This window comes from Geodermatophilus sp. DSM 45219, assembly GCF_900104025.1.
Taxonomy (GTDB): Bacteria; Actinomycetota; Actinomycetes; order Mycobacteriales; family Geodermatophilaceae; genus Geodermatophilus.
Genome location: NZ_FNIQ01000005.1, coordinates 64,119 through 86,455, shown reverse-complemented (window position 1 = coordinate 86,455; position 22,337 = coordinate 64,119). Strand labels below are relative to the sequence as shown.

The 22,337-nt window shown below is 74.1% G+C and carries 22 protein-coding genes and 1 tRNA gene; 20 read left to right on the top strand and 3 right to left on the bottom strand.

Going from position 1 to position 22,337, the window contains the following annotated elements; genetic code table 11:
* Positions 1–25: 25 nt before the first annotated feature.
* Positions 26–796 (top strand): SDR family NAD(P)-dependent oxidoreductase, encoded by a 771-nt coding sequence (locus BLR12_RS16080; protein ID WP_218120702.1) that lies wholly within the window; start codon positions 26–28, stop codon positions 794–796.
* 60 nt (positions 797–856) lie between these two features.
* On the opposite strand, the gene BLR12_RS16075 is transcribed toward BLR12_RS16080, so the two are convergent.
* The 3 genes from BLR12_RS16075 to BLR12_RS16065 form a co-directional block, all read right to left on the bottom strand.
* Positions 857–928 (bottom strand) — tRNA-Arg (locus tag BLR12_RS16075).
* A 58-nt stretch (positions 929–986) separates the two neighbouring features.
* Positions 987–1,637, bottom strand: a complete 651-nt coding sequence (locus BLR12_RS16070; protein WP_091380288.1) for a DUF305 domain-containing protein — start codon at positions 1,635–1,637, stop codon at positions 987–989.
* Positions 1,634–2,413 carry a DUF3105 domain-containing protein gene (locus BLR12_RS16065; RefSeq protein ID WP_091380285.1) on the bottom strand — a complete coding sequence of 260 codons (780 nt, stop codon included), beginning with the start codon at positions 2,411–2,413 and terminating at the stop codon, positions 1,634–1,636. The genes BLR12_RS16070 and BLR12_RS16065 overlap by 4 nt, the downstream gene beginning before the upstream one ends.
* A 165-nt stretch (positions 2,414–2,578) precedes the next feature.
* On the opposite strand from BLR12_RS16065, the gene argS reads away from it, so the two are divergent.
* The 19 genes from argS (at position 2,579) to BLR12_RS15970 (ending at position 22,269) form a co-directional block, all read left to right on the top strand.
* Entirely contained in the window at positions 2,579–4,252 is a 1,674-nt protein-coding gene (gene argS / locus BLR12_RS16060; protein WP_091380283.1) for an arginine--tRNA ligase, read from the top strand.
* 32 nt (positions 4,253–4,284) lie between these two features.
* A complete protein-coding gene (gene lysA, locus BLR12_RS16055; RefSeq protein ID WP_255363550.1) occupies positions 4,285–5,739 on the top strand; it encodes a diaminopimelate decarboxylase in 1,455 nt (484 codons plus the stop codon).
* A 73-nt stretch (positions 5,740–5,812) separates the two neighbouring features.
* Positions 5,813–7,114, top strand: coding sequence for a homoserine dehydrogenase (locus BLR12_RS16050; RefSeq protein WP_091380277.1), 1,302 nt, complete (start codon positions 5,813–5,815; stop codon positions 7,112–7,114).
* Entirely contained in the window at positions 7,111–8,196 is a 1,086-nt protein-coding gene (gene thrC / locus BLR12_RS16045) for a threonine synthase (protein ID WP_091380275.1), read from the top strand. Before BLR12_RS16050 ends, thrC begins: the two co-directional genes overlap by 4 nt.
* Complete coding sequence (thrB, locus tag BLR12_RS16040) at positions 8,193–9,143, top strand: homoserine kinase (protein ID WP_091380272.1); 951 nt, start codon at positions 8,193–8,195, stop codon at positions 9,141–9,143. The genes thrC and thrB overlap by 4 nt, the downstream gene beginning before the upstream one ends.
* 245 nt (positions 9,144–9,388) lie before the next feature.
* The gene (rho, locus tag BLR12_RS16035; RefSeq protein ID WP_091380270.1) at positions 9,389–11,551 is read left to right on the top strand and encodes a transcription termination factor Rho; all 2,163 of its coding nucleotides are present in this window, start codon (positions 9,389–9,391) and stop codon (positions 11,549–11,551) included.
* Positions 11,552–11,728: 177 nt separating this feature from the next.
* Positions 11,729–11,953 carry a 50S ribosomal protein L31 gene (rpmE, locus tag BLR12_RS16030; protein WP_091380236.1) on the top strand — a complete coding sequence of 75 codons (225 nt, stop codon included), beginning with the start codon at positions 11,729–11,731 and terminating at the stop codon, positions 11,951–11,953.
* An 87-nt stretch (positions 11,954–12,040) separates the two neighbouring features.
* A complete protein-coding gene (prfA, locus tag BLR12_RS16025; RefSeq protein WP_091380235.1) occupies positions 12,041–13,114 on the top strand; it encodes a peptide chain release factor 1 in 1,074 nt (357 codons plus the stop codon).
* Entirely contained in the window at positions 13,111–13,971 is an 861-nt protein-coding gene (prmC, locus tag BLR12_RS16020) for a peptide chain release factor N(5)-glutamine methyltransferase (RefSeq protein WP_091380232.1), read from the top strand. Before prfA ends, prmC begins: the two co-directional genes overlap by 4 nt.
* Complete coding sequence (locus BLR12_RS16015; RefSeq protein ID WP_091380228.1) at positions 13,968–14,627, top strand: L-threonylcarbamoyladenylate synthase; 660 nt, start codon at positions 13,968–13,970, stop codon at positions 14,625–14,627. The genes prmC and BLR12_RS16015 overlap by 4 nt, the downstream gene beginning before the upstream one ends.
* Before the next feature lie 260 nt (positions 14,628–14,887).
* Positions 14,888–16,138, top strand: coding sequence for a glycosyltransferase family 4 protein (locus tag BLR12_RS16010; RefSeq protein WP_091380225.1), 1,251 nt, complete (start codon positions 14,888–14,890; stop codon positions 16,136–16,138).
* On the top strand, positions 16,135–16,611 hold the full coding sequence (locus tag BLR12_RS16005) for a hypothetical protein (protein ID WP_091380221.1): 477 nt from the start codon (positions 16,135–16,137) through the stop codon (positions 16,609–16,611). The genes BLR12_RS16010 and BLR12_RS16005 overlap by 4 nt, the downstream gene beginning before the upstream one ends.
* A 119-nt stretch (positions 16,612–16,730) precedes the next feature.
* On the top strand, positions 16,731–16,955 hold the full coding sequence (locus tag BLR12_RS16000; RefSeq protein WP_255363549.1) for an AtpZ/AtpI family protein: 225 nt from the start codon (positions 16,731–16,733) through the stop codon (positions 16,953–16,955).
* The gene (atpB, locus tag BLR12_RS15995; RefSeq protein ID WP_091380218.1) at positions 16,952–17,779 is read left to right on the top strand and encodes a F0F1 ATP synthase subunit A; all 828 of its coding nucleotides are present in this window, start codon (positions 16,952–16,954) and stop codon (positions 17,777–17,779) included. The genes BLR12_RS16000 and atpB overlap by 4 nt, the downstream gene beginning before the upstream one ends.
* Positions 17,780–17,855: 76 nt before the next feature.
* Complete coding sequence (atpE, locus tag BLR12_RS15990; RefSeq protein WP_091380216.1) at positions 17,856–18,092, top strand: ATP synthase F0 subunit C; 237 nt, start codon at positions 17,856–17,858, stop codon at positions 18,090–18,092.
* A 44-nt stretch (positions 18,093–18,136) separates the two neighbouring features.
* Entirely contained in the window at positions 18,137–18,721 is a 585-nt protein-coding gene (locus tag BLR12_RS15985; protein ID WP_091380213.1) for a F0F1 ATP synthase subunit B, read from the top strand.
* A complete protein-coding gene (locus tag BLR12_RS15980; protein WP_091380210.1) occupies positions 18,721–19,593 on the top strand; it encodes a F0F1 ATP synthase subunit delta in 873 nt (290 codons plus the stop codon). The genes BLR12_RS15985 and BLR12_RS15980 overlap by 1 nt, the downstream gene beginning before the upstream one ends.
* Before the next feature lie 55 nt (positions 19,594–19,648).
* Positions 19,649–21,286 (top strand): F0F1 ATP synthase subunit alpha, encoded by a 1,638-nt coding sequence (gene atpA / locus BLR12_RS15975; protein WP_091380207.1) that lies wholly within the window; start codon positions 19,649–19,651, stop codon positions 21,284–21,286.
* Between the two features lie 2 nt (positions 21,287–21,288).
* Positions 21,289–22,269, top strand: a complete 981-nt coding sequence (locus tag BLR12_RS15970; protein ID WP_091380204.1) for a F0F1 ATP synthase subunit gamma — start codon at positions 21,289–21,291, stop codon at positions 22,267–22,269.
* Positions 22,270–22,337: the final 68 nt, after the last annotated feature.

Below are 22,337 nucleotides of genomic sequence, written 5' to 3'. Positions count from 1 at the left end.
CCGACCGACGACGACAGGAGTGCACGTGGCAGACAGGACGGTCCTCGACATGTTCCGGCTCGACGGCCGGGTGGCGATCGTGACGGGGGCGTCCTCCGGCCTCGGCGCGGTCTTCGCCCGCGCGCTGGCCGAGGCCGGCGCCGACGTCGCGCTCGGCGCACGCCGCGAGGAGCGGCTGGCCGACACGCGGGCGGCGGTGGAGGCGGCCGGACGGCGGGCGGTCACGGTGCGCACCGACGTCGCCCGGCCCGAGGACTGCCAGGCCCTCGTCGACGCCACCGTGGCCGAGTTCGGCAAGGTCGACGTCCTGGTGAACAACGCCGGCATCGGCACCGCCGTGCCGGCCACCCGCGAGACCCCGGAGCAGTTCCGCTCGGTCATCGACGTCAACCTCAACGGCTGCTACTGGATGGCGCAGGCCTGCGCGCGGGTCATGCAGCCGGGCAGCTCGATCGTCAACATCTCCAGCATCCTGGGGCTGACCACCGCCGGGCTGCCCCAGGCGGCCTACGCGGCGAGCAAGGCCGGCCTGATCGGGCTGACCCGCGACCTGGCCCAGCAGTGGACCGGCCGCAAGGGCATCCGGGTCAACGCGCTGGCCCCGGGCTTCTTCGCCTCCGAGATGACCGACCAGTACCCCGAGGGCTACCTCGACCAGCAGATGGCCCGTGTGCTGGTCGGGCGGGCCGGCGACCCGATGGAGCTGGCCGCCGCGCTGGTGTTCCTGGTCAGCGACGCCGGCGGCTACGTCAGCGGGACGACGCTCCCGGTCGAGGGCGGCATGCTCACCAGCTGACCTGCCCGGACGCGCGAGAGGCCCCGCCGTGGACGGCGGGGCCTCTCGGTGTCGCTGGCGTGCCCCCGGCAGGATTCGAACCTGCGCACCCGCCTCCGGAGGGCGGTGCTCTATCCCCTGAGCTACGGGGGCTCTGCGGTGGGGCGCAGAAGAACCTACCAGCCCTCCCGCGGGGCGCGGACGGCGGTGGTCAGGGCGCCGGGAGCGGGGTGCCGCCGCGGGCGGTGAGCATCCGCTCCATCGTCGTCACCTCGGCCGACTGCGTCTCGGCGATCGTGCCGGCCAGGCCCGCGACGGCGGGGACGGCCGCGTGTTCGGCGGTGTACTCGGCCATCTCCCGGCCGCCCTGGTGGTGCCGGATCATGAGCCGCAGGAACTCCCGGTCGAACTCGACGCCCGACAGCGACCGCAGCTGCGCGAGCTCCGCCTCGGTGGCCATGCCGGGCATCGGCGCACCGCCCTCGTCGTCGTCCGAGTGCCCGGCGTGCGCGCCGGCCGGCATCCAGGCCATGGTCTCCCCGCCGGTGGGCGGCAGCCCCCACAGCGCCAGCCAGCCCTGCATCCGCCCGACCTGGTTCTGCTGGGTCTCGGCGATGTCGAACGCCAGCTGGGTGACCTCCGGGTCGGTGCTGCGCTCCAGGGCGAGGTTGGCCATCTCCACGCCCTGCAGGTGGTGCCGGGACATGTCGCGGGAGAACCCGGCGGCCACGGAGTCCGCGGCCGGGTCCGGCTCGCCGCGGCCGAGCCCCAGGGCCACCGCCGCGCCGCCGCCGAGCAGCACCAGCCCGACGGCGATGACCGCCAGCAGGACGGCCCGCAGGGGGCTGCGCGCGGGGGTCACGGCGCGCCGGTCTCGGCCCCGGCCGTCGGCATGGTCGGGGCGTCGGACACCGGGGCGGAGGCGCCGCGGCTCTCGTCGTCCACCGTGAGCGGGTCGGCGATGAACGCCGGGTTCTCGCAGCTGGCGCCCGGCTCGGGGTAGAACGCCTGGTTGTAGGTCAGGAAGTCGGCGAACTGCTCGATCCGCGGGTCGTCGGCGGAGTCGACCTTCAGCTGGTGGTTCCAGGACTGCAGGCTGATGGGGGAGTCCTGCCCCGGGGCGGGGGAGACCATCCGGCCGGACTCGTCGGCGAGGTCGGTCAGCGTGGCCAGCGCGTCCCCGGTGACCACCTCGGGGTCGTAGGTGATCCAGACCGCGCCGTGCTCGAGGCTGTGGACGGCGTTCTCCTCCCGGAGCGCCACGTCGTAGACGGTGCCCGTGCAGTCGGCCCACTCGCCGTCGTGCGGCCCGCCCACCGGCGGGGACTGCTCGTAGGTCACCGGCGTGGTCACGTGCTGCTGGCCGGCGGCGTACTCGAAGACCTGGACGCCCTCGATCTCCTCGACCGCGTCGACCCGGCCGGCCTCGGCCTGGTCCACCTGCCGGACGGCGTAGACGATCACCGCGGCGGCGAACACGACCACGACGACCGCGGCGGCGATCAGCCCCCACGGCCGCTGCGGCGCGACCACGTTGGTGACCGGCGGGCGGGTGCGCCCACCCTTGCCGCCTGCCGCGCCCGGCCGGCTGGCACCGCCGCGCGGGCGGCCGGGTTCGGGCGTGCGGTCCTTGGCCAAGGCCTCTCCTCGGTGCTCGTCCTCGGGGCCGCGCGGGGTTCCCGCGGGGCCGTCCCGGGCCCCGAGTCTAGGTGCGCGGCCTGGACGGACCCTGGGAGCGCGCGGGGGGCGGAGGGTGAGGAAGCCCGCACCGGGGGGAGGAGGCTGCCTCAGTACGCTCGTGCGGTGACACCCGAGCAGCTGCGCGACGTCGTCCGGACCGCCGTGGCCGCCGCCGTCGAGCGTGGCGTGCTGGCCGTGCCGGTGCCCGACGACGTCGTCGTCGAGCGCCCCAAGAACCCCGAGCACGGGGACTACGCGACCAACGTGGCGCTGCGCCTGGCCAAGCCCGCCGGCCGGCCGCCGCGTGCGGTCGCCGAGGCGCTGGCCGAGGAGCTGCGCGCCCGGCCCGGCATCGCGGCGGTCGACGTCGCCGGTCCCGGCTTCCTCAACATCACCCTCGCGCAGGGCGCGCTGGGCCGGATCGCGGTGGACGCGGTCACCGCCGGCCCCGCCTACGGGCGCACCGGCACCCTCGCCGGCCAGCGGCTGAACCTGGAGTTCGTCTCGGCCAACCCCACCGGACCGGTCACGCTCGGCTCGACCCGGTGGGCCGCGGTCGGCGACGCGGTGGGGCGGCTGCTGGAGGCCAGCGGCGCCGACGTCCACCGCGAGTACTACGTCAACGACGCCGGCGCGCAGATCGAGCGGTTCGGCCGCAGCCTGCAGGCCGCGGCGCTCGGCCGGCCCGTGCCCGAGGACGGCTACCAGGGCGACTACGTCGAGACCGTCGCCCGGCAGGTGGTCGCCGCCGACCCCGGCCTCGTCGAGCGACCCGAGGACGAGCAGCTGCCGGTGTTCGCCGAGCGCGGCGTCGAGGCGATGGTCGCCGACATCCGGGCCACGCTCGAGGGTTTCGGCGTCCACTTCGACACCTTCTTCTCCGAGCGGACGCTGCACGCCTCGGGCGCCCTGGAGAAGGCGGTGGCCCGGCTGCGGGAGCAGGGGCACGTCTTCGAGGCCGACGACGCGGTCTGGCTGCGGACGACGGACTTCGGCGACGACAAGGACCGCGTCCTGGTGAAGGCCGACGGCGAGCCGACCTACTTCGCCGCGGACTGCGCCTACTACCTGGACAAGCGGGCCCGCGGCTTCGACCGGGTCGTGATCATGCTGGGTGCCGACCACTCCGGCTACGTCGGCCGGTACAAGGCGCTGGTCGCCGCGGCCGGTGACGACCCCGACACCCACCTCGAGATCCTCATCGGTCAGCTGGTCAACCTGGTGCGCGACGGCGAGCCGGTGCGGATGAGCAAGCGCAAGGGCAACTTCGTGCTGCTCACCGACCTGGTCGAGGCGGTCGGCACCGACGCGGCCCGCTACGCCCTGGCGCGGGCCTCGGTCGACCAGCAGATCGACATCGACGCGGACCTGTGGAGCCGGCAGTCCAACGACAACCCGGTCTTCTACGTCCAGTACGCGCACGCCCGGATCTCCTCGGTGCTGCGCAACGCCGCCGACCTGGGCATCGACGCGAGCCTGACCCCGCCCACCCCGGGGGACGTCGACGCCGGGCAGCTGACCCACGAGCGGGAGAACGCGCTGCTGCGGGCGCTCGGGGAGTTCCCGCGGGTGCTCACCTCGGCCGCGGAGCTGCGCGCCCCGCACCGGGTGGCCCGCTACCTCGAGGAGCTGGCCGGCACCTACCACCGCTTCTACGACGCCTGCCGGGTGCTGCCGCGCGGCGACGAGGAGGCCACCGCCCTGACCGTCGCCCGGCTGTGGCTGTGCGCGGCGACCGCCGTCGTGCTGCGCAACGGCCTCGGCGTGCTCGGCGTCGGCGCCCCGGAGCGGATGTGAGGGCGCACCCGGCGGGCCCGCTGCACGGGGGCATGACCCCGCCGCCGTCGGTCGGGCTGCCGCCGGCCGACCTGGGGGCGCTCGACGCCCAGGTCTGGCCGCGGTCGGCCGAGCGGGTCGACGGCGAGCTGCACCTGGGCGGCCGGCCGGTGACCGAGCTCGCCCGCGAGCACGGCACCCCGCTGTTCGTCCTCGACGAGGGCGACTTCCGCGGCCGGGCCGCCGACTTCGCCGCCGCGTTCGACGACGCCGACGTGCACTACGCCTCCAAGGCGTTCCTCTGCGGACAGGTGGCCCGCTGGGTCGCCGAGGACGGCCTGCACCTGGACGCCTGCTCGGGCAACGAGCTGGCGCTGGCCCTGGCCGCCGGGTTCCCGGCCGCGCGGATCGCGCTGCACGGCAACAACAAGTCGCCCGTCGAGCTGCAGCTGGCCGTCGACGCCGGCATCGGCCACGTCGTCCTGGACTCCTTCGACGAGATCGACCGGCTGGTGCCGCTGGCCGCCGCCCGGGTCGCCGCGGGCGGGGCGCCGGTGCCGGTGCTGATCCGGACGACGGTCGGCATCGAGGCGCACACCCACGAGTTCATCGCCACGGCGCACGAGGACCAGAAGTTCGGCTTCTCGCTGGCCACCGGGGACGCGCTGACCGCCGCGGTGCGGGTCATCCGCGAGCCGGCGCTGCGGCTGACCGGGCTGCACAGCCACATCGGCTCGCAGATCTTCGACACCGCCGGGTTCGAGGCCGCCGCGCACCGCGTCGTCGGCCTGCTCGGCCAGGTGCGGCAGGCCACCGGCGAGGTGCTGGGCGAGCTCAACCTCGGTGGCGGCTTCGGCATCGCCTACCTGCCCGACGACGACCCGGTGGGCCCCGCCGACGTCGCCCGGCGGCTGCGCACCGTCGTCGCCGCCGAGTGCGCGGCGCTGGACCTGCCGGTGCCGCGGCTGGCCGTCGAGCCGGGGCGGGCGATCGCCGGCCCCGGCACGGTGACGCTGTACGAGATCGGCACCATCAAGCCGGTGCGCCTGGGCAGCGGCGGCCAGGGTGCCCCGCAGGTGCGCAACTACGTGTCGGTCGACGGCGGGATGAGCGACAACATCCGCACCGCGCTCTACGACGCCTCCTACACCTGCGTGCTGGCCAACCGGACCTCCGACGCCCCGCCCGCGCTGTGCCGGGTCGTGGGCAAGCACTGCGAGAGCGGCGACGTGCTGGTGCGGGACCTGTGGCTGCCGGCCGACGTGCAGCCCGGCGACCTGCTCGCGGTCGCGGCGACCGGCGCCTACTGCTGGTCGATGGCGAGCAACTACAACTACCTGCTCAAGCCACCGGTGGTCGCGGTGCGGGACGGCGTTGCCACCGAGGTGGTCCGGCGTCAGACACTGGCGGACGTGTTCGCCCTCGACGCCGTCCTCGCCGACGTCCCCGCGCCCGCCGTCGCGCCGTCCCAGCCCGCGCCGGAGCACGCCGCGGGGGTGACCACGTGACCGGGCTCGCGAGGGCACGCGTGAGCACGGCGCCGGGCGGCACAGGGCCGACGATCGCCAGCGAGGAGGGACTGTGACCCAGCCGCTGAAGGTCGCGCTGCTCGGCTGCGGCACCGTCGGCAGCGCGGTGCTGCGGCTGCTCGACGAGCAGGCCGCCGACCTCACCGCCCGCATCGGGCGCCCGGTGGAGGTCGCCGGGGTCGCGGTCCGCCGTCCCGACCGGCACCCCGACGTCCCGGCGCACCTGCTCACCACCGACGCGCTCGGGCTGGTGACCCGGCCCGACGTCGACCTCGTCGTCGAGGTGATCGGCGGCATCGAGCCGGTGCGCTCGCTGCTGCTGGCCGCGTTCGAGGCCGGCAAGTCGGTGGTCAGCGCCAACAAGGCGCTGCTGGCCGACGAGGGCGGCGAGCTGCACGCGGCCGCCGCCAAGGCCGGCGCGGACCTCTACTACGAGGCCGCCGTGGCCGGTGCGATCCCGCTGCTGCGACCGCTGCGCGAGTCGCTGGCCGGTGACCAGCTGCGCCGCGTGGTCGGCATCGTCAACGGCACGACCAACTACATCCTGTCCCGCATGGCCGAGACCGGGCACGGCTTCACCGAGGCGCTGGCCGAGGCGACCGAGCTGGGGTACGCCGAGGCCGACCCCACGGCCGACGTCGACGGCTTCGACGCCGCCGCCAAGGCCGCCATCCTCGCCTCGCTGGCGTTCCACACCCCCGTCACCGCCGCCGACGTCTACCGCGAGGGCATCTCCGCGGTGACCTCCACCGACGTCGCGCGCGCGGCCGAGATCGGCTGCACCGTCAAGCTGCTGGCGATCTGCGAGCGGGTGCCGGGCAACGGTGACGGTGAGGGCGACTCCGTCGCCGTCCGCGTGCACCCGGCGATGATCCCCACGACGCACCCGCTGGCCGCCGTCGGCGGGGCGTTCAACGCGGTCTTCGTCGAGGCCGAGGCCGCAGGGCAGCTGATGTTCTACGGCCAGGGGGCCGGTGGCCAGCCGACCGCCAGCGCCGTCCTGGGCGACCTGGTGGCCATCGCGCGCAACCGGGTCGCCGGCATCGCCGGCCCCGGCGTCACCAGCTACGCGGGCCTCCCGGCGCGGCCGATCGCCGAGACCCCCACCCGGTACCACGTCAGCCTCGACGTCGCGGACAAGCCCGGCGTGCTCGCGACGGTGGCCCAGGAGTTCGCCCGGCACGGGGTCAGCATCGCCACCGTCCGCCAGGACGGGCACGGGGACGCCGCGACGCTGGTCATCGTCACCCACAGCGCCCCCGACGCGGCGCTGTCGTCCACGGTCACCGCGTTGCGGGAGATGCCCGCCGTCCGCGCCGTCACCAGCATCCTGCGCGTGGAAGGACTGTCATGACGACGCAGCTGCCCCTCCGGGGGACCGTCTCGCCGCTCTGGCCGGGGCTCATCGAGGCCTACCGCTCGCGGCTGCCGGTCAGCGACAGCACCCCCGTGGTCACCCTGCAGGAGGGCGCGACCCCGCTGGTGCCGGCCGAGGAGCTGTCCCGGCGCACCGGCTGCGAGGTGTGGCTCAAGGTCGAGGGCGCCAACCCGACCGGGTCCTTCAAGGACCGCGGGATGACCATGGCCATCACCAAGGCCAAGGAGGAGGGGGCGGAGGCCGTCATCTGCGCCTCCACCGGCAACACCAGCGCCAGCGCCGCCGCCTACGCCGCCCGCGCCGGGCTGGTCTGCGCCGTCCTCGTGCCCACGGGCAAGATCGCGCTGGGCAAGCTGGCCCAGGCGCTGGTGCACGGCGCCAAGCTGCTGCAGGTCGAGGGCAACTTCGACGACTGCCTCGCGCTGGCCAGCAAGCTGGCCATCGACTACCCGGTCAGCCTGGTCAACAGCGTCAACCAGTACCGGATCGAGGGGCAGAAGACCGCCTCGTTCGAGGTCGTCGACGTGCTCGGCGACGCGCCGGACGTCCACTGCCTGCCGGTGGGCAACGCCGGCAACATCACCGCCTACTGGCAGGGCTACCGGGAGTACGCCGCCGACGGCACCGCCACGAGGACGCCGCGGATGTGGGGTTTCCAGGCCGCCGGTGCCGCCCCGATCGTCACCGGGCACGTCGTCGAGCAGCCGCAGACCATCGCCACCGCGATCCGGATCGGCAACCCGGCGTCCTGGACCAAGGCGCTGGCCGCGCGCGACCAGTCCGGCGGCCGGATCGACGCCGTCACCGACCGGGCGATCCTGGCCGCCTACCGCCTGCTGGCCCGCACCGAGGCCGTCTTCGTCGAGCCGGCGTCCGCGGCGTCGGTCGCCGGGCTGCTCCAGGTGGCCGAGGCCGGCGGGCTCGAGCCCGGGCAGCGGGTCGTGTGCACCGTGACCGGGAACGGCCTCAAGGACCCGGACTGGGCGATCTCCGGCGCCCCGGCCCCGGTGACCGTCCCGGTCGACGCCGCGACCGCCGCCGCGAAGCTGGGCCTGTGAGCCTCCCGTACGGCGACGTGGTGCGAGTGCGGGTTCCCGCGACCAGCGCCAACCTCGGGCCCGCCTTCGACTGTGCAGGGCTCGCGCTGACCCACCACGACGTCGTCGACGTCACCGTCGCGTCGAGCGGGCTGAAGGTGGCGATGACGGGGGAGGGCGCGCACAGCCTGCCCACCGGGGAGGACCACCTCGTCGTCCGCGCCTTCCGGGCGGCCTGCGACCAGCTGGGCTGGACGCCGGGGGGCCTGCGGGTCGTCGCCGAGAACGCCATCCCGCAGGGGCGGGGGATGGGCTCGTCGGCCGCCGCCGTGGTCGCCGGGGTGATGGCCGCGTGGGCGCTGTGCCCGGACGTCGAGACGATCGACCTGGACGCCGTCCTCCGGCTGACCACGACGATGGAGGGCCACCCCGACAACGTGGCCGCGTGCCTGCTGGGCGGCCTGACCCTCTCGTGGACCACCGACGCCGGCGCGTCGGCGGAGAGCCTCGAGGTCGACGGCGACGTCCTCCCGGTCGTCCTGGTCCCCGACGCGACGCTGTCCACGCACGTCGCGCGCGGCCTGCTGCCGGACGCCGTCCCGCACGCCGACGCCTCCTTCAACGCCGGGCGGGCCGCGCTGCTGGTGCACGCGCTGACCCGGGAGCCGGGGCTGCTGTTCGAGGCCACCGAGGACCGGCTGCACCAGCGGCAGCGCGCCGCGGCCATGCCGGACTCGGCGCAGTTGCTCGAGCGGCTGCGCGCCGCCGGGCACGCCGCCGTCGTCTCCGGGGCGGGGCCGAGCCTGCTGGTGCTGACCCGCCGCCATCCCGACGACTCCCCGGACGCCGCCGTGCGGGTGCGCGAGGTGGCCGATCTCACTCCTGAGGGGTGGACGGTGCTGCCGCTGGGCGTGGATGTCCAGGGTGTCCGTGTGCACCGCCCTGTGCAGCAGGTATCGTCTCGATAACGAGGAACACACCGGTCTCGATCGGTGTTGTCGTGTCCGTGGGCCAGCACTAGGCTCACGGGGTAGCCGCCCAGTCGGGCGAGCCTCGCGCGGGGCGTTGCAGACGATCTGATGTCCGTCGCCGCAGGACCGCTCCGCACCCATTGATCCCGCATCCCTCGCTGTCCGCTCGAAGATGGGGCGGGGAGGAGCCGGGTCACCCCCTGCGCTGGTAGGCGCAGGTCTCCGCAGGGAAGGACCTGTACGTGAGCGAGACCACCGACCTCGTCACCGCGCCGCAGAGCTCGGGGAACGACGAGGCACCTGCCGCTTCTGGGACGACGGGGCGCACCCGTCGCCGCGGCAGCGGGCTCTCCGGCATGCTGCTGCCCGAGCTGCAGCGACTGGCCGCCGAGCTCGGCATCTCCGGCACCGGCCGGATGCGCAAGGGCGACCTGGTCGCCGCCATCTCCGCGCGCCAGGTGGGCGGTGACACCCCCGCCGAGCCGGTGGACGGCGCCGCCACCATCCCGGCGGCCCGCGAGGCCGAGGCCCCGCGCCCGGCTGCCGCCACGGCCGCCCCCCTCGAGGCGCCCGTCAGCGGCGGCGCCAACGGCGGGCCGGTCACCGCGCCGGCCGAACCCGGGAGCGACGCCACCCCCCGGCGCCGCCGCGGGGCCAGCCGGCCGGCCGGCTCGCCGTCCGCCGACGGCCCGGCCGTCGAGGCCGCCCCCGCCGGTGAGGCGACCACCTCCGCGCCCGTGCCGCGCGCCGACGCCCCCGCCGCCGACACCACCCCGGCCCGCGAGCGGACCGACGACGGCACCGAGGGCGAGCGGACCGACGACGAGCGTGCCGACGGTGACCGGCCGCAGCGCAACCGTGGCCGCAACCGCGCCGAGCGCGACGGCAACCGCGGCGAGCGCGAGGGCAACCGCGCCGAGCGCGAGGGCAACCGTCCCGACCGCGACGGCGGGGACCGTGCCGAGCGGGGCAACCGCGACGGCGGTGACCGCGCCGAGCGGGGCAACCGCGACGGCAACCGCACCGACCGGGACGGCAACCGCGGTCCCGACCGCGGTGAGCGCGGCAGCCGGCCGGACAACCGGTCGGACAACCGCAACGACCGCAACGACCGCGGCACCGAGGCCCGCACCGACGAGGACGACGACGACTTCGAGGGTGGCCGCGGCCGCCGGGGTCGCCGCTACCGCGACCGCAACCGCCGCACCGGCAGCAACGCCGGGGGCCGGGAGCGCTTCGACCAGGGCGAGCCGACCGTCAGCGAGGACGACGTCCTGCTGCCGGTGGCCGGCATCCTCGACGTGCTGGACAACTACGCGTTCGTCCGCACCTCCGGGTACCTGACCGGGCCGAACGACGTCTACGTGTCGCTGTCCCAGGTGCGCCGCCACGGGCTGCGCCGCGGCGACGCCATCACCGGCGCCGTCCGTCAGCCCCGCGAGGGCGAGCGCAAGGACAAGTACAACGCGCTGGTCCGGCTCGACTCGGTCAACGGCCTCGAGCCCGACCAGGCCCGGAACCGGCCCGACTTCACCAAGCTGACCCCGCTCTACCCGCAGGAGCGCCTGCGGCTGGAGACCGAGCCGCACCAGCTGACCACCCGGGTCATGGACCTGGTCATGCCGATCGGCAAGGGGCAGCGCGCCCTCATCGTGTCGCCGCCCAAGGCCGGCAAGACGATGGTGCTGCAGTCGATCGCCAACGCGATCACGACGAACAACCCCGAGTGCCACCTCATGGTCGTCCTCGTCGACGAGCGGCCCGAGGAGGTCACCGACATGCAGCGCTCGGTGAAGGGCGAGGTCATCGCCTCGACCTTCGACCGGCCGCCGTCGGACCACACGACCGTCGCCGAGCTCTCCATCGAGCGGGCCAAGCGGCTGGTCGAGATGGGTCACGACGTCGTCGTCCTGCTGGACTCGATCACCCGCCTGGGCCGCGCCTACAACCTGGCGGCCCCCGCCAGCGGGCGCATCCTGTCCGGTGGTGTCGACTCCACGGCGCTGTACCCGCCCAAGCGCTTCCTCGGCGCCGCCCGCAACATCGAGAACGGCGGCTCGCTGACCATCATCGCCTCGGCGCTGGTGGAGACCGGGTCCACGATGGACACGGTCATCTTCGAGGAGTTCAAGGGCACCGGTAACGCGGAGATCAAGCTCGACCGCCGGCTGGCGGACAAGCGGGTCTTCCCGGCCGTGGACGTCAACGCGTCGGGCACGCGCAAGGAGGAGATCCTCATGTCGCCCGACGAGCTGGCCATCGTCATCAAGCTGCGCCGGGTGCTCGCCGCGCTCGAGCCCCAGCAGGCCCTGGAGCTGCTGCTCGACAAGCTGCGGAAGACCCGCAACAACGTCGAGTTCCTCATGCAGATCCAGAAGACGACGCTCGGCCCCGGCAACGACTGAAGGACCCTCCTGCCCCCCGACCCTCGCTCCGCTCGGGCCGGGACCCTGCAGGAGGGCCGTTCCAGCACGTCGCCAGCGTCAGGAATACTGAGCGACCGAGCCCCGCTGGCGGCCGGAATGACCGGCCGGCCGCCGGCGTTCGAGCACCTGAACGACACAGACCCCGGAAGAGGCGACATGAAGCCCGGTATCCACCCCGAGTACCACACCACCACGGTGACCTGTGGTTGCGGGAACACCTTCACCACTCGCAGCACGGCGCCCGGCGGCACGCTGACCGTCGAGACCTGCTCCGCCTGCCACCCCTTCTACACGGGCAAGCAGCGGATCCTGGACACCGGCGGCCGCGTCGCCCGCTTCGAGAAGCGGTTCGGCAAGCGCAACGCCGGCGCCACCCAGTAGTCCCCCCGACGGCGCCCGTCCCACCTCGCGTGGGGCGGGCGCCGTCGTCGTGTCCGCACCCCGAACACCTGCACCCGGAGACCCTGCATGAGCACCGACGCCGCACCGGACCGGCTGGGCGGGCTGCTGGCCGAGCACGCGGCGCTGGAGACCGAGCTCGCCGACCCGGCCGTCCACGCCGACACCGGCCGCGCCCGCCGGCTGGGCCGCCGCTACGCCCAGCTCGCCCCGCTGGTGGAGACCAAGCGCGCGCTGGACGCCGTCCGCGCGGACCTCGACACCGCCCGTGAGCTGGCCACCGAGGACGCCTCGTTCGCCGCCGAGGCCGCCGCCCTCGAGGAGCGGGTGCCCGAGCTGGAGGACCGGCTGCGCTCCTTGCTGGTGCCCGAGGACCCCGACGACGACAAGGACGTCATCCTCGAGATCAAGGCGGGGGAGGGTGGCGCGGAGTCGGCGCTGTTCGCCGGCGACCTGCTGCGGATGTACCTGCGCTACGCCGAGCGGCGCGGCTGGGCCACCGAGGTGCTCGACGCCGTGCCCGCTGAGCTCGGCGGCTACAAGGACGTCGCCATCGCGGTGAAGTCCCGCGGCGACGAGGGCATCTGGTCCCGGCTGAAGTTCGAGGGCGGCGTGCACCGCGTCCAGCGGGTGCCGGTCACCGAGTCGCAGGGCCGCATCCACACCTCCGCCGTCGGCGTCCTGGTGCTGCCCGAGGCCGAGGACGTCGACGTCACCGTCGACCCGAACGACCTGCGCATCGACGTCTTCCGGTCCAGCGGGCCGGGCGGGCAGAGCGTGAACACCACCGACTCCGCCGTCCGGATCACCCACCTGCCGACCGGCATCGTGGTCAGCTCGCAGAACGAGAAGAGCCAGCTGCAGAACCGCGAGTCGGCGCTGCGCGTGCTGCGCTCCCGGCTGCTGGCCGCCGCCCGCGAGGAGGCCGCCGCGGTCGCCAGCGACCAGCGCCGCAGCCAGGTCCGCACCGTCGACCGCAGCGAGCGGGTGCGCACCTACAACTTCCCGGAGAGCCGGATCTCCGACCACCGGGTGGGCTTCAAGGCGCACAACCTCGACCAGGTGCTCGACGGTGAGCTCGACCCGGTCATCGACGCGCTCACCCGCGCGCACACCGCCGAGCTGCTGGCGGCCGGCTCCTGAACCCGCGCAGCCTGGTCACCGACGCAGCGCGGCGGCTCGCCGACGCCGGCGTCGCCTCCCCCCGGGTGGACGCCGAGCTGCTGCTCGCCCACGTGCTCGGCGTGACCCGCACCGGCCTGCTGACCCTCGGCGAGGTGCCGGACGGCGCGGTCGCCCGGTTCGCCGACCTCGTGGGGCAGCGCGCCGACCGGGTGCCGCTGCAGCACCTGACCGGCCGGGCGCCGTTCCGCCACCTGGAGCTCGCCGTCGGCCCGGGCGTGTTCGTGCCGCGGCCGGAGACCGAGCAGCTCGTCGAGTGGGCGCTCGCCCGGCTGGCCGGCGTGGCCGAGCCGGTCGTCGTCGACCTCGGCAGCGGTTCGGGCGCCATCGCGCTGTCCCTCGCGCACGAGCACCCCGGTGCCCGGGTCACCGCCGTCGAGCACGACCCCGCCGCGATCGAGTGGACGAAGGCCAACGCCGCCACCCGCGCCGCGGCCGGGGACACCCCGGTCGAGGTGCTCTCCGGCGACATGACCGACCCGGGCCTGCTGCCGGAGCTCGACGGCGGGGTCGACCTCGTCGTCTCCAACCCGCCCTACGTGCCCGACGGCGCCACCGTGCCGCGCGAGGTCGCCGACCACGACCCGCCGCTGGCCCTGTGGGGCGGCCCGGACGGTCTGGACGTCGTCCGCGGGCTGCTGCGCACCGCGGCCCGGCTGCTGCGCCCGGGCGGGGGGCTGGCCATCGAGCACGCCGACCAGCAGGGGAGTGCGCTGCCCGCGCTGGTCCGGGCCTCGGGTGGCTGGACCGACGTCGAGGACCACCCCGACCTGGCCGGCCGGCCCCGGTACACGACCGCCTCCCGGACCGGGGGATGACAGACTCGCCGTCCGTGGCCGACCTCTACGACTGCTCCGACCCCGACGCGCGCGCCGCCGGGCTCGACGCCGCTGCCGCGGCGATCGCCGCCGGCGAGCTGGTGCTGCTGCCGACCGACACGGTGTACGGCGTCGCCGCCGACGCCTTCACCCCGCCGGCGGTGGCCGCGCTGCTGGCCGCGAAGAACCGGGGCCGGACGATGCCCGTGCCCGTGCTGATCGGCGAGGCGTCCACCCTGGTCGGGCTGGTCACCGTCGTCCCGCCGATCGCGACGCGGCTGGCCGAGGCGTTCTGGCCCGGCGGGCTCACCCTGGTGCTGGAGCACGCGGCGTCCCTGGCCTGGGACCTGGGGGACGCCCAGGGGACCGTCGCCGTCCGGCTGCCCGACGACGAGGTCGCCCGGGACCTGCTGCGGCGCACCGGCCCGCTGGCGGTCTCCAGCGCCAACCGGTCCGGTCGGCCGGCCGCCACCACCGCCGACGAGGCGGTCGCCCAGCTCGGCTCCCAGGCCGCGGTCGCGCTGGACGACGGACCGCGCGACGCCTCCGCGGCCAGCACGATCGTCGACTGCACGGTGCCCGCCCCGCGGGTGCTGCGGGTGGGCGCGGTGCCGGTGGACGCCCTGCGCGAGGTCGTCCCCGAGATCGTCGACTGACGAAGGACCACCCTTCCCCCCACGCCTCGCACGCTCGGCGCGGGACCCTGGAGGGCGGCCGTTCCAGTACGTCACCGGCCCCGGGACGGGGCCGGGGAGCCGCACCGTCCGCTCCTCGGGGAACCCTCCGGGCCCCCACTCGTCGCGGACCCGGAGCCGACTTGGCGATACCGTGAGACCACTGTCCGTCGTCGATCCCCGGGAGATCCACCGCGATGAGCACCCCCTCCTGGGGCACCGCCTCCGGCCCTGCCTGAGCCATGCGCGAGTACGTCGTCGTCCTGCTCACCGCCGGCCTGGTCACCTTCCTGACCACACCGGTGGTGCGGATGGTGGCGATCCGGCTGCGGATGATGGCCACTCCCCGGGAACGCGACGTGCACGTCATCCCGACCCCGCGCGGTGGCGGCGTGGCCATGTACCTCGGCGTCGCCGCGGCGGTCCTGGTGGCCTCCCGGCTGCCGGCGCTGCAGCGGACCTTCGAGGACTCGCAGACCGCCGCCGTCCTCATCGCCGGGGGGCTGATCTGCGCACTGGGCGTGCTCGACGACAAGTGGGGTCTCGACGCCCTAACCAAGCTGACCGGCCAGATCGCCGCCGCCGGGGTCATGGTGCTCATCGGCGTCCAGCTGCTCTACGTCTTCCTCCCGGTCGCCGACATCGGGACGCTCTCGCTCGGGCCCGACATCGGCGTCCCGCTCACGCTGCTGCTGACCGTCCTCACGGTCAACGCGGTGAACTTCATCGACGGCCTCGACGGCCTGGCCGCCGGGGTCTCCGCCATCGCCGCGCTGGCCTTCTTCGCCTACAGCTACGGTCTCGGCGCCGCCGGCTACGACGACGTCGCCAGCGCCCCCACGCTGATCACCGCCGTGCTCGCCGGTGCCTGCCTCGGCTTCCTGCCGCACAACTTCAGCCCGGCCCGCATCTTCATGGGCGACTCCGGCTCGATGCTCGTCGGCCTCATGCTCTCGGCCGCGGCGGTCTCGGCCACCGGGCAGGCCGACCCGCAGTCCTTCGACTCCGCCGCCAACCTGCTGCCGCTGGCCCTGCCGCTCCTGGTGCCGATCGCGGTGCTGTCGATCCCGTTCATCGACCTGGTGATGGCCGTCGTCCGGCGCAGCCTGCGCGGACGCTCGCCGTTCGCACCGGACAAGATGCACCTGCACCACCGGCTGCTCGCCATCGGCCACTCGCACCGGCGCGCGGTGCTGGTCATGTACTTCTGGGCCGCGCTGCTCTCCTTCGGCGCGGTCGGGCTGTCGATCACCGGCGGCAAGGTGGAGCTGCTCGCCGGCGTCGCGGTCCTGGTCGTCCTCGGCGTGGTCGTCGTCCTCAGCCCGCGGACCCGCCGCACGGCCCGGGAGGCCCGCGCCGCCGAGCTGGCCGCGCAACGACGGCGCAGCCGCGCCGACCACCCGACGGCGCGTGCTCTCCGCGCGGTCGAGCCCGCCGTCCCCGGCCGGTCCTCCGACCCGGCCGCGGACCCGTCCCCGCAGGGAGTCCGTTGACCACCGCCGGTGCCGAGCCGCAGGCCCCCTGGGACCTGTCCTTCCTCCGCGTGGGGACGGCGGTGACCGCGGCGCTCACCGCCGTGGCGGCGCCGGTCGCCGGGCTGCTCGCGGGCTGGGACGCCGCCGTGGCGGTGCTCCTCGGCGCCGCTGTCGTCACCTTCTTCTTCGCGCTGTCCGGCCTGGTGATCGCCTGGGCGGGCAAGCACGGCGACGCGTTCACGTTGCCGGCGGCGCTCGGCTCCTTCTTCGTGAAGATCCTCGTCCTGGCCGCGGTCCTGCAGTCCCTGCCGGCCGAGGGCTGGGTCGACCGGCGCGCGCTGGCCTGGACGGTGGTCGCGGGGGCTCTGGTCTGGAGCGTCGTCCAGCAGCGGTGGGTGTGGACCCGCCGGCTCTACTACGTGCCGCCGCCCGCCCCGCCCTCGGCCGGGGGAACCCCGCCGCCGCCGGAAACCCCCGCGACACGCGGCTGATAGTGTCCCGGCCGATGGCCGAGGACAGCTCCGCGAGCGGGGGTTCTCGACCTCGACCTGCACCACCTGCCGCACGTCAGCCCAGTGGGTCCGACATCGGCTGGGGGATCACCGGGACCATGCTCTCGGGGATCGTCGTGTGGGGCGGGGTCGGGCTGCTGCTCGACCGCTGGTGGGGCACGCGCTTCGTCGCGCTCATCGGCGTGCTCCTCGGCCTGACGGTGGCCATCTACCTGGTGGTCGTCAAGTACGGCGTCCTGCCCCCGACCGAGGGGCCCGGACGCACCGGATCCACCCGGGGCGGGCGCCGCAGCCCGACCAGGACGCAGAAGGGACAACGGTGACCTCCAGCGCCCACGCGCTCGCCGACGTGCTCGCCGCCGAAGGTGGCGGCGAGGGTGGCTTCGAGTCCCCGACGATCGCCGAGTTCTACCCGCCGGCGGTGGCCGAGTTCTCGGTCCTGGGCGTCGACTTCGAGATCACCCGGATCACGATCATCATGTGGATCGCCACCGCCGCGATCCTCACGCTGCTGGTGCTGGCCGCCCGCAAGGCCTCGGTCGTGCCGGGGAAGTTGCAGTACATCGGGGAGAGCGGTTACTCCCTGGTGCGCGACGGCATGGCCCGCGACGTCATCGGCCCCAAGGGCCTGCCGTTCGCACCCTTCCTGGCCTCGCTGTTCTTCTTCATCCTCGCGAACAACTTCATGAGCATCGTCCCGTTGGCGCAGATCTCACCCAACTCCAAGTTCGCGATCCCGCTGGTCCTCGCGGTGATCGTCTGGGTGCTCTACAACTACATCGGCATCAAGGAGCAGGGCGCGGCGCGGTACTTCAAGGACGCCGCCATCCCCCCCGGTGTCCCGGCCGCGGCGCTGATCCTGGTCACGCCGATCGAGCTGCTCCAGGTCTTCGTGATCCGGCCGTTCACCCTGGCCGTCCGGCTCTTCGCCAACCTGTTCGCCGGCCACATGCTGCTGGTGGTCTTCTCGCTCGGGGCGGTCTACCTGCTCACGGCGGGCGGCATCTTCCCGCTCTTCGGCGTGGCCTCGTTCACCATGGCGCTGCTCATGACGTTCTTCGAGCTGCTGGTCATCGTGCTGCAGGCCTACGTCTTCACCGTGCTGACGGCGACCTACCTCAACGGCGCCGTCGAGCCGGCCCACTGACCGCTACACCCTGCACCACCCCCAGCCAGCCGCTCGGGACCACCCCGGGCGACCGACACAGGAGGAACACCCCCGCATGGACGTCATGGCAGAGCTCGTCGGCAGCATCGGCTCGGTCGGCTACGGCCTCGCCGCGATCGGCCCGGGCATCGGCGTCGGCATCGTCTGGGCCGCCTACATCCAGGCGACCGCCAGGCAGCCCGAATCGGCCGGTCTGACCCGGACCTACGCCTTCCTCGGTGCCGCGCTCTCCGAGGCGCTGGCCCTCATCGGCCTGGTCGTCCCCTTCATCTTCGGGTTCGACGCAGGCTGATCTGTGCCCCCAGCAGGTCACTCTGACGTAGGGACGTGTAGAGCATGAGCATCCTGGCTGCGGAGAGCGCCAACCCGCTCCTCCCGCCGGTCGGCGAGATCATCATCGGGACGATCACCTTCGCGATCGCCTTCTTCGTCCTGGGCAAGTTCGTCTGGCCGCGCTTCGAGCAGGTCTTCCGGGCCCGCCGCGAGGCGATCGAGGGCGGCATCGAGCGGGCCGAGACGATGCAGGCCGAGGCCAAGGCCGCTCTCGAGCGGTACCAGGCGCAGCTGGCCGAGGCGCGCACCGAGGCCGCGCAGATCCGCGACCAGGCCCGGGCCGAGGGCCAGCAGATCCTCGAGGAGCTGCGGGTCCAGGCCCAGCAGGAGTCCGCGCGGATCGTCGCCCGCGGCGAGGAGCAGCTGGCCACCTCGCGCCAGCAGGTCGTCAACGAGCTGCGCGGCCAGATCGGGCAGCTGGCGGTCGAGCTGGCCGGCCGCGTGGTCGGGGAGTCCCTCGAGGACCAGGCGCGCCGCAGCGGCACCGTCGACCGGTTCCTCGACCAGCTCGACGGCATGGCCGGTGTCTCGCCCGACGGCCGGGGCGGCGCCACCGGGAGCTCGGTCTACGTGCAGGGCGACCGCTGATGGACGCCTCCAGCCGCGGGGCGCTCGCCGAGGTGCGTCAGCGCCTCGCCGAGCTCACCCGGCCGGCGTCCGGACTGCTGGAGCGGGCGCGCGACGTCCTGACCGGGCAGGAGCGCGCGGTGAGCAGCGAGGAGCTCCTCGGCCTCGCCGAGGAGCTGTTCTCCGTCGCCCGCCTCCTGGACGGCCAGGTCTCGCTGCGCCGGGCGCTGTCGGACCCGTCCGGCTCCCCGGCCGACCGGGCCGGTGTCGCCCGGCGGCTGCTGTCCGGCCGGGTCTCCGAGACCACCCTCGACCTGGTCGAGACCGCGGCCCGGCAGCGCTGGTCGCGGCCGCTGGACCTGGTGGAGGCGACCGAGGCGCTGGCCACGGACGCCGCCCTGGACGCCGCGGAGGCCCAGGGCGAGCTGGACGACGTCGAGGACCAGCTGTTCCGGTTCGGGCGTATCGTCGGCGGGGATGCGGAACTGTCCCGGATCCTCAGCGACCGCACCGCCCCGGCGGCCGGCAAGGCGGCGCTCCTGGACCGGCTGGTCGCCGGCCGGGTCAGCCCGATCACCGCGATGCTGGTGCGCAACCACCTCACCGGGCGGGCCGTCGGCAACGCCGAGAACGTCGTCGAGCGGCTGTCCGAGGCGGCCTCGACCCGCCGCGGCCAGTCGGTGGCGCGCGTGACCACCGCCGTGGCGCTGACCGCGGCGCAGGAGCGCCGGCTCACCGAGCTCCTCAGCCGCCTCTACAACCGGTCCATCGGCCTGCAGGTGATCGTCGACCCAGGCGTGCTCGGTGGTCTGGTCATCCGCGTCGGTGACGAGGTCATCGACGGCAGCGTCGCGCACCGCCTCGAGGTCGCCGGCCGACGGCTCGTCGGCTGACCCGCGACCCGGCCCCCACTCGCACACCACCCAGCAGGGAAGAGGACACCACGCCATGGCCGAGCTGACGATCTCCGCCGACGAGATCCGCAGTGCCATCCAGAACTACGTCACCGAGTACTCGCCCGACGTGTCGCGGGAAGAGGTCGGGATCGTCACCGAGGCCGGTGACGGCATCGCCCGTGTCGAGGGTCTGCCGTCGGTCATGACCAACGAGCTGCTCGAGTTCGAGAGCGGTGTCCGTGGCCTGGCGCTGAACCTCGACGTCCGCGAGGTCGGCGTCGTCGTCCTCGGCGACTACTCCGGCATCGAGGAGGGCCAGCAGGTCCGCCGCACCGGCGAGGTCCTCTCGGTGCCGGTCGGCGACGGCTACCTCGGCCGCGTGGTCGACCCGCTGGGCAACCCGATCGACGGGGCCGGCCCGATCACCACCACCGGCCGCCGGGCCCTGGAGCTGCAGGCCCCCACCGTGGTCCAGCGCCAGTCGGTGCACGAGCCGATGCAGACCGGCATCAAGGCGATCGACGCGATGACGCCGATCGGCCGTGGCCAGCGCCAGCTGGTGATCGGTGACCGGCAGACCGGCAAGACCGCGATCGTCACCGACACGATCATCAACCAGAAGCAGGCCTGGGCCACCGGTGACCCGAGCCAGCAGGTGCGCTGCATCTACGTCGCCGTCGGCCAGAAGGGCTCGACGATCGCGGCCATCCGCGCCTCCCTCGAGGAGGCCGGCGCGATGGAGTACACGACGATCGTCGCCGCCCCCGCCTCGGAGGCCGCGGGCTTCAAGTACATCGCCCCCTACACCGGCTCGGCCATCGGCCAGCACTGGATGTACGAGGGCAAGCACGTCCTGATCGTCTTCGACGACCTGTCCAAGCAGGCCGAGGCCTACCGCGCGGTGTCCCTGCTGCTGCGCCGGCCGCCGGGCCGCGAGGCCTACCCCGGCGACGTCTTCTACCTCCACTCCCGGCTGCTCGAGCGCTGCGCGAAGCTCTCCGACGACCTGGGCGCCGGTTCGATGACCGGCCTGCCGCTGGTCGAGACCAAGGGCAACGACGTGTCGGCCTACATCCCGACCAACGTCATCTCGATCACCGACGGGCAGATCTTCCTCGAGACCGGTCTGTTCAACTCCGGTGTCCGCCCGGCGATCAACGTCGGCATCTCGGTCTCCCGCGTCGGCGGCTCGGCGCAAATCAAGGCGATGAAGTCCGTCGCCGGCCGGCTGCGGCTGGACCTGGCGCAGTACCGGGAGCTGGAGGCCTTCGCCTCGTTCTCCTCCGACCTCGACGCGTCCAGCCGCGCCACGCTGGAGCGCGGCCAGCGCCTGGTGGAGCTGCTCAAGCAGGGGCAGTACCAGCCCTACCCGGTGGAGCGCGAGGTCGTATCGATCTGGCTGGGCACCACCGGCAAGCTGGACAAGGTGCCGGTGCCCGAGGTCCGCCGCTTCGAGCGCGAGTTCCTCGACTTCGTCGCCCGCAACCACGGCGGCGTCTACGACGGGATCCGGCAGACCAAGGCCCTCGGCGACGACGCGGTCTCCGGCCTGGAGCGGGCGGTCGAGGACTTCTACGGCCAGTTCCAGACCGCCGACGGCGAGACGCTGCGGGTCCACGAGGACGAGGCCGAGGCGATGGACGCGTCCGAGCGCGGCCAGGAGCGCGTCCAGGTCAAGCGGAGCGCCTGACCGTGGCCAGCAACCTCCGCGCGCTGCGGCGCCGCATCCGCTCCACGAAGTCGACGAAGAAGATCTTCTCGGCCCAGGAGCTGATCGCCGGTGCCCGCATCGTGCGTGCCCAGGCCCGGGTGGAGGCCTCCAAGCCCTACGCCCGGGAGATCACCCGGGTGCTGTCGGCCCTGGCGTCGTCGGCGTCCCTGGACCACCCGCTGCTGACCGAGCGGCAGGACGCGCGCCGGGCGGCGGTGCTCGTCATCACGTCCGACCGCGGGTTCGCCGGCTCCTACAACGTCAACGTGCTGCGACGCACCGAGGAGCTGCTCTCGCTGCTCCGCCAGGAGGGCAAGGACCCGGTGCTCTACGTGGTGGGCCGGAAGGGGGAGACCTACTACTCCTTCCGCAACCGCGCGGTCGCGGAGACCTTCACGGGTTTCTCCGAACAGCCGAGCTACCCCGACGCCCAGCGCGTGGGGGAGCAGCTCATCGCCGCCTTCACCGCAGGTGAGGACGACGACGAGGGCGGCGCCGGCGCCGACGGCATCCTCGGGGTGGACGAGCTGCACATCGTCTTCACCGAGTTCCGCTCGCTGCTCGCGCAGATCCCGGTCGCCAAGCGGATGGCCCCGCTGGAGGTCGAGGAGGTCGAGGAGTTCGACTACGAGCGGGAGGACCGGGAGACCGGCGCGGGTGCCGGCACCGGGGACTCCGGGGTGCCCACCTCCTACGAGTTCGAGCCCTCGCCCGACGCGCTGCTCGACGCGCTGCTGCCGAAGTACGTCACGACGCGGATCTTCGCGGCGATGCTCGAGTCGGCGGCGTCGGAGTCGGCGTCCCGGCGGCGGGCCATGAAGTCGGCCTCGGACAACGCCGAGGAGCTGGCGAAGAACCTCTCCCGGCAGGCGAACCAGGCCCGCCAGGCCGAGATCACCCAGGAGATCAGCGAGATCGTCGGCGGCGCCGACGCGCTCGTGTCGGCCGGCGCCGACGACTGACCCCACCCCCGACCGCCGACGCGGCGGGGACAACGAAGACGCGGATCCACGCAAGGCCGAGGGCAGGA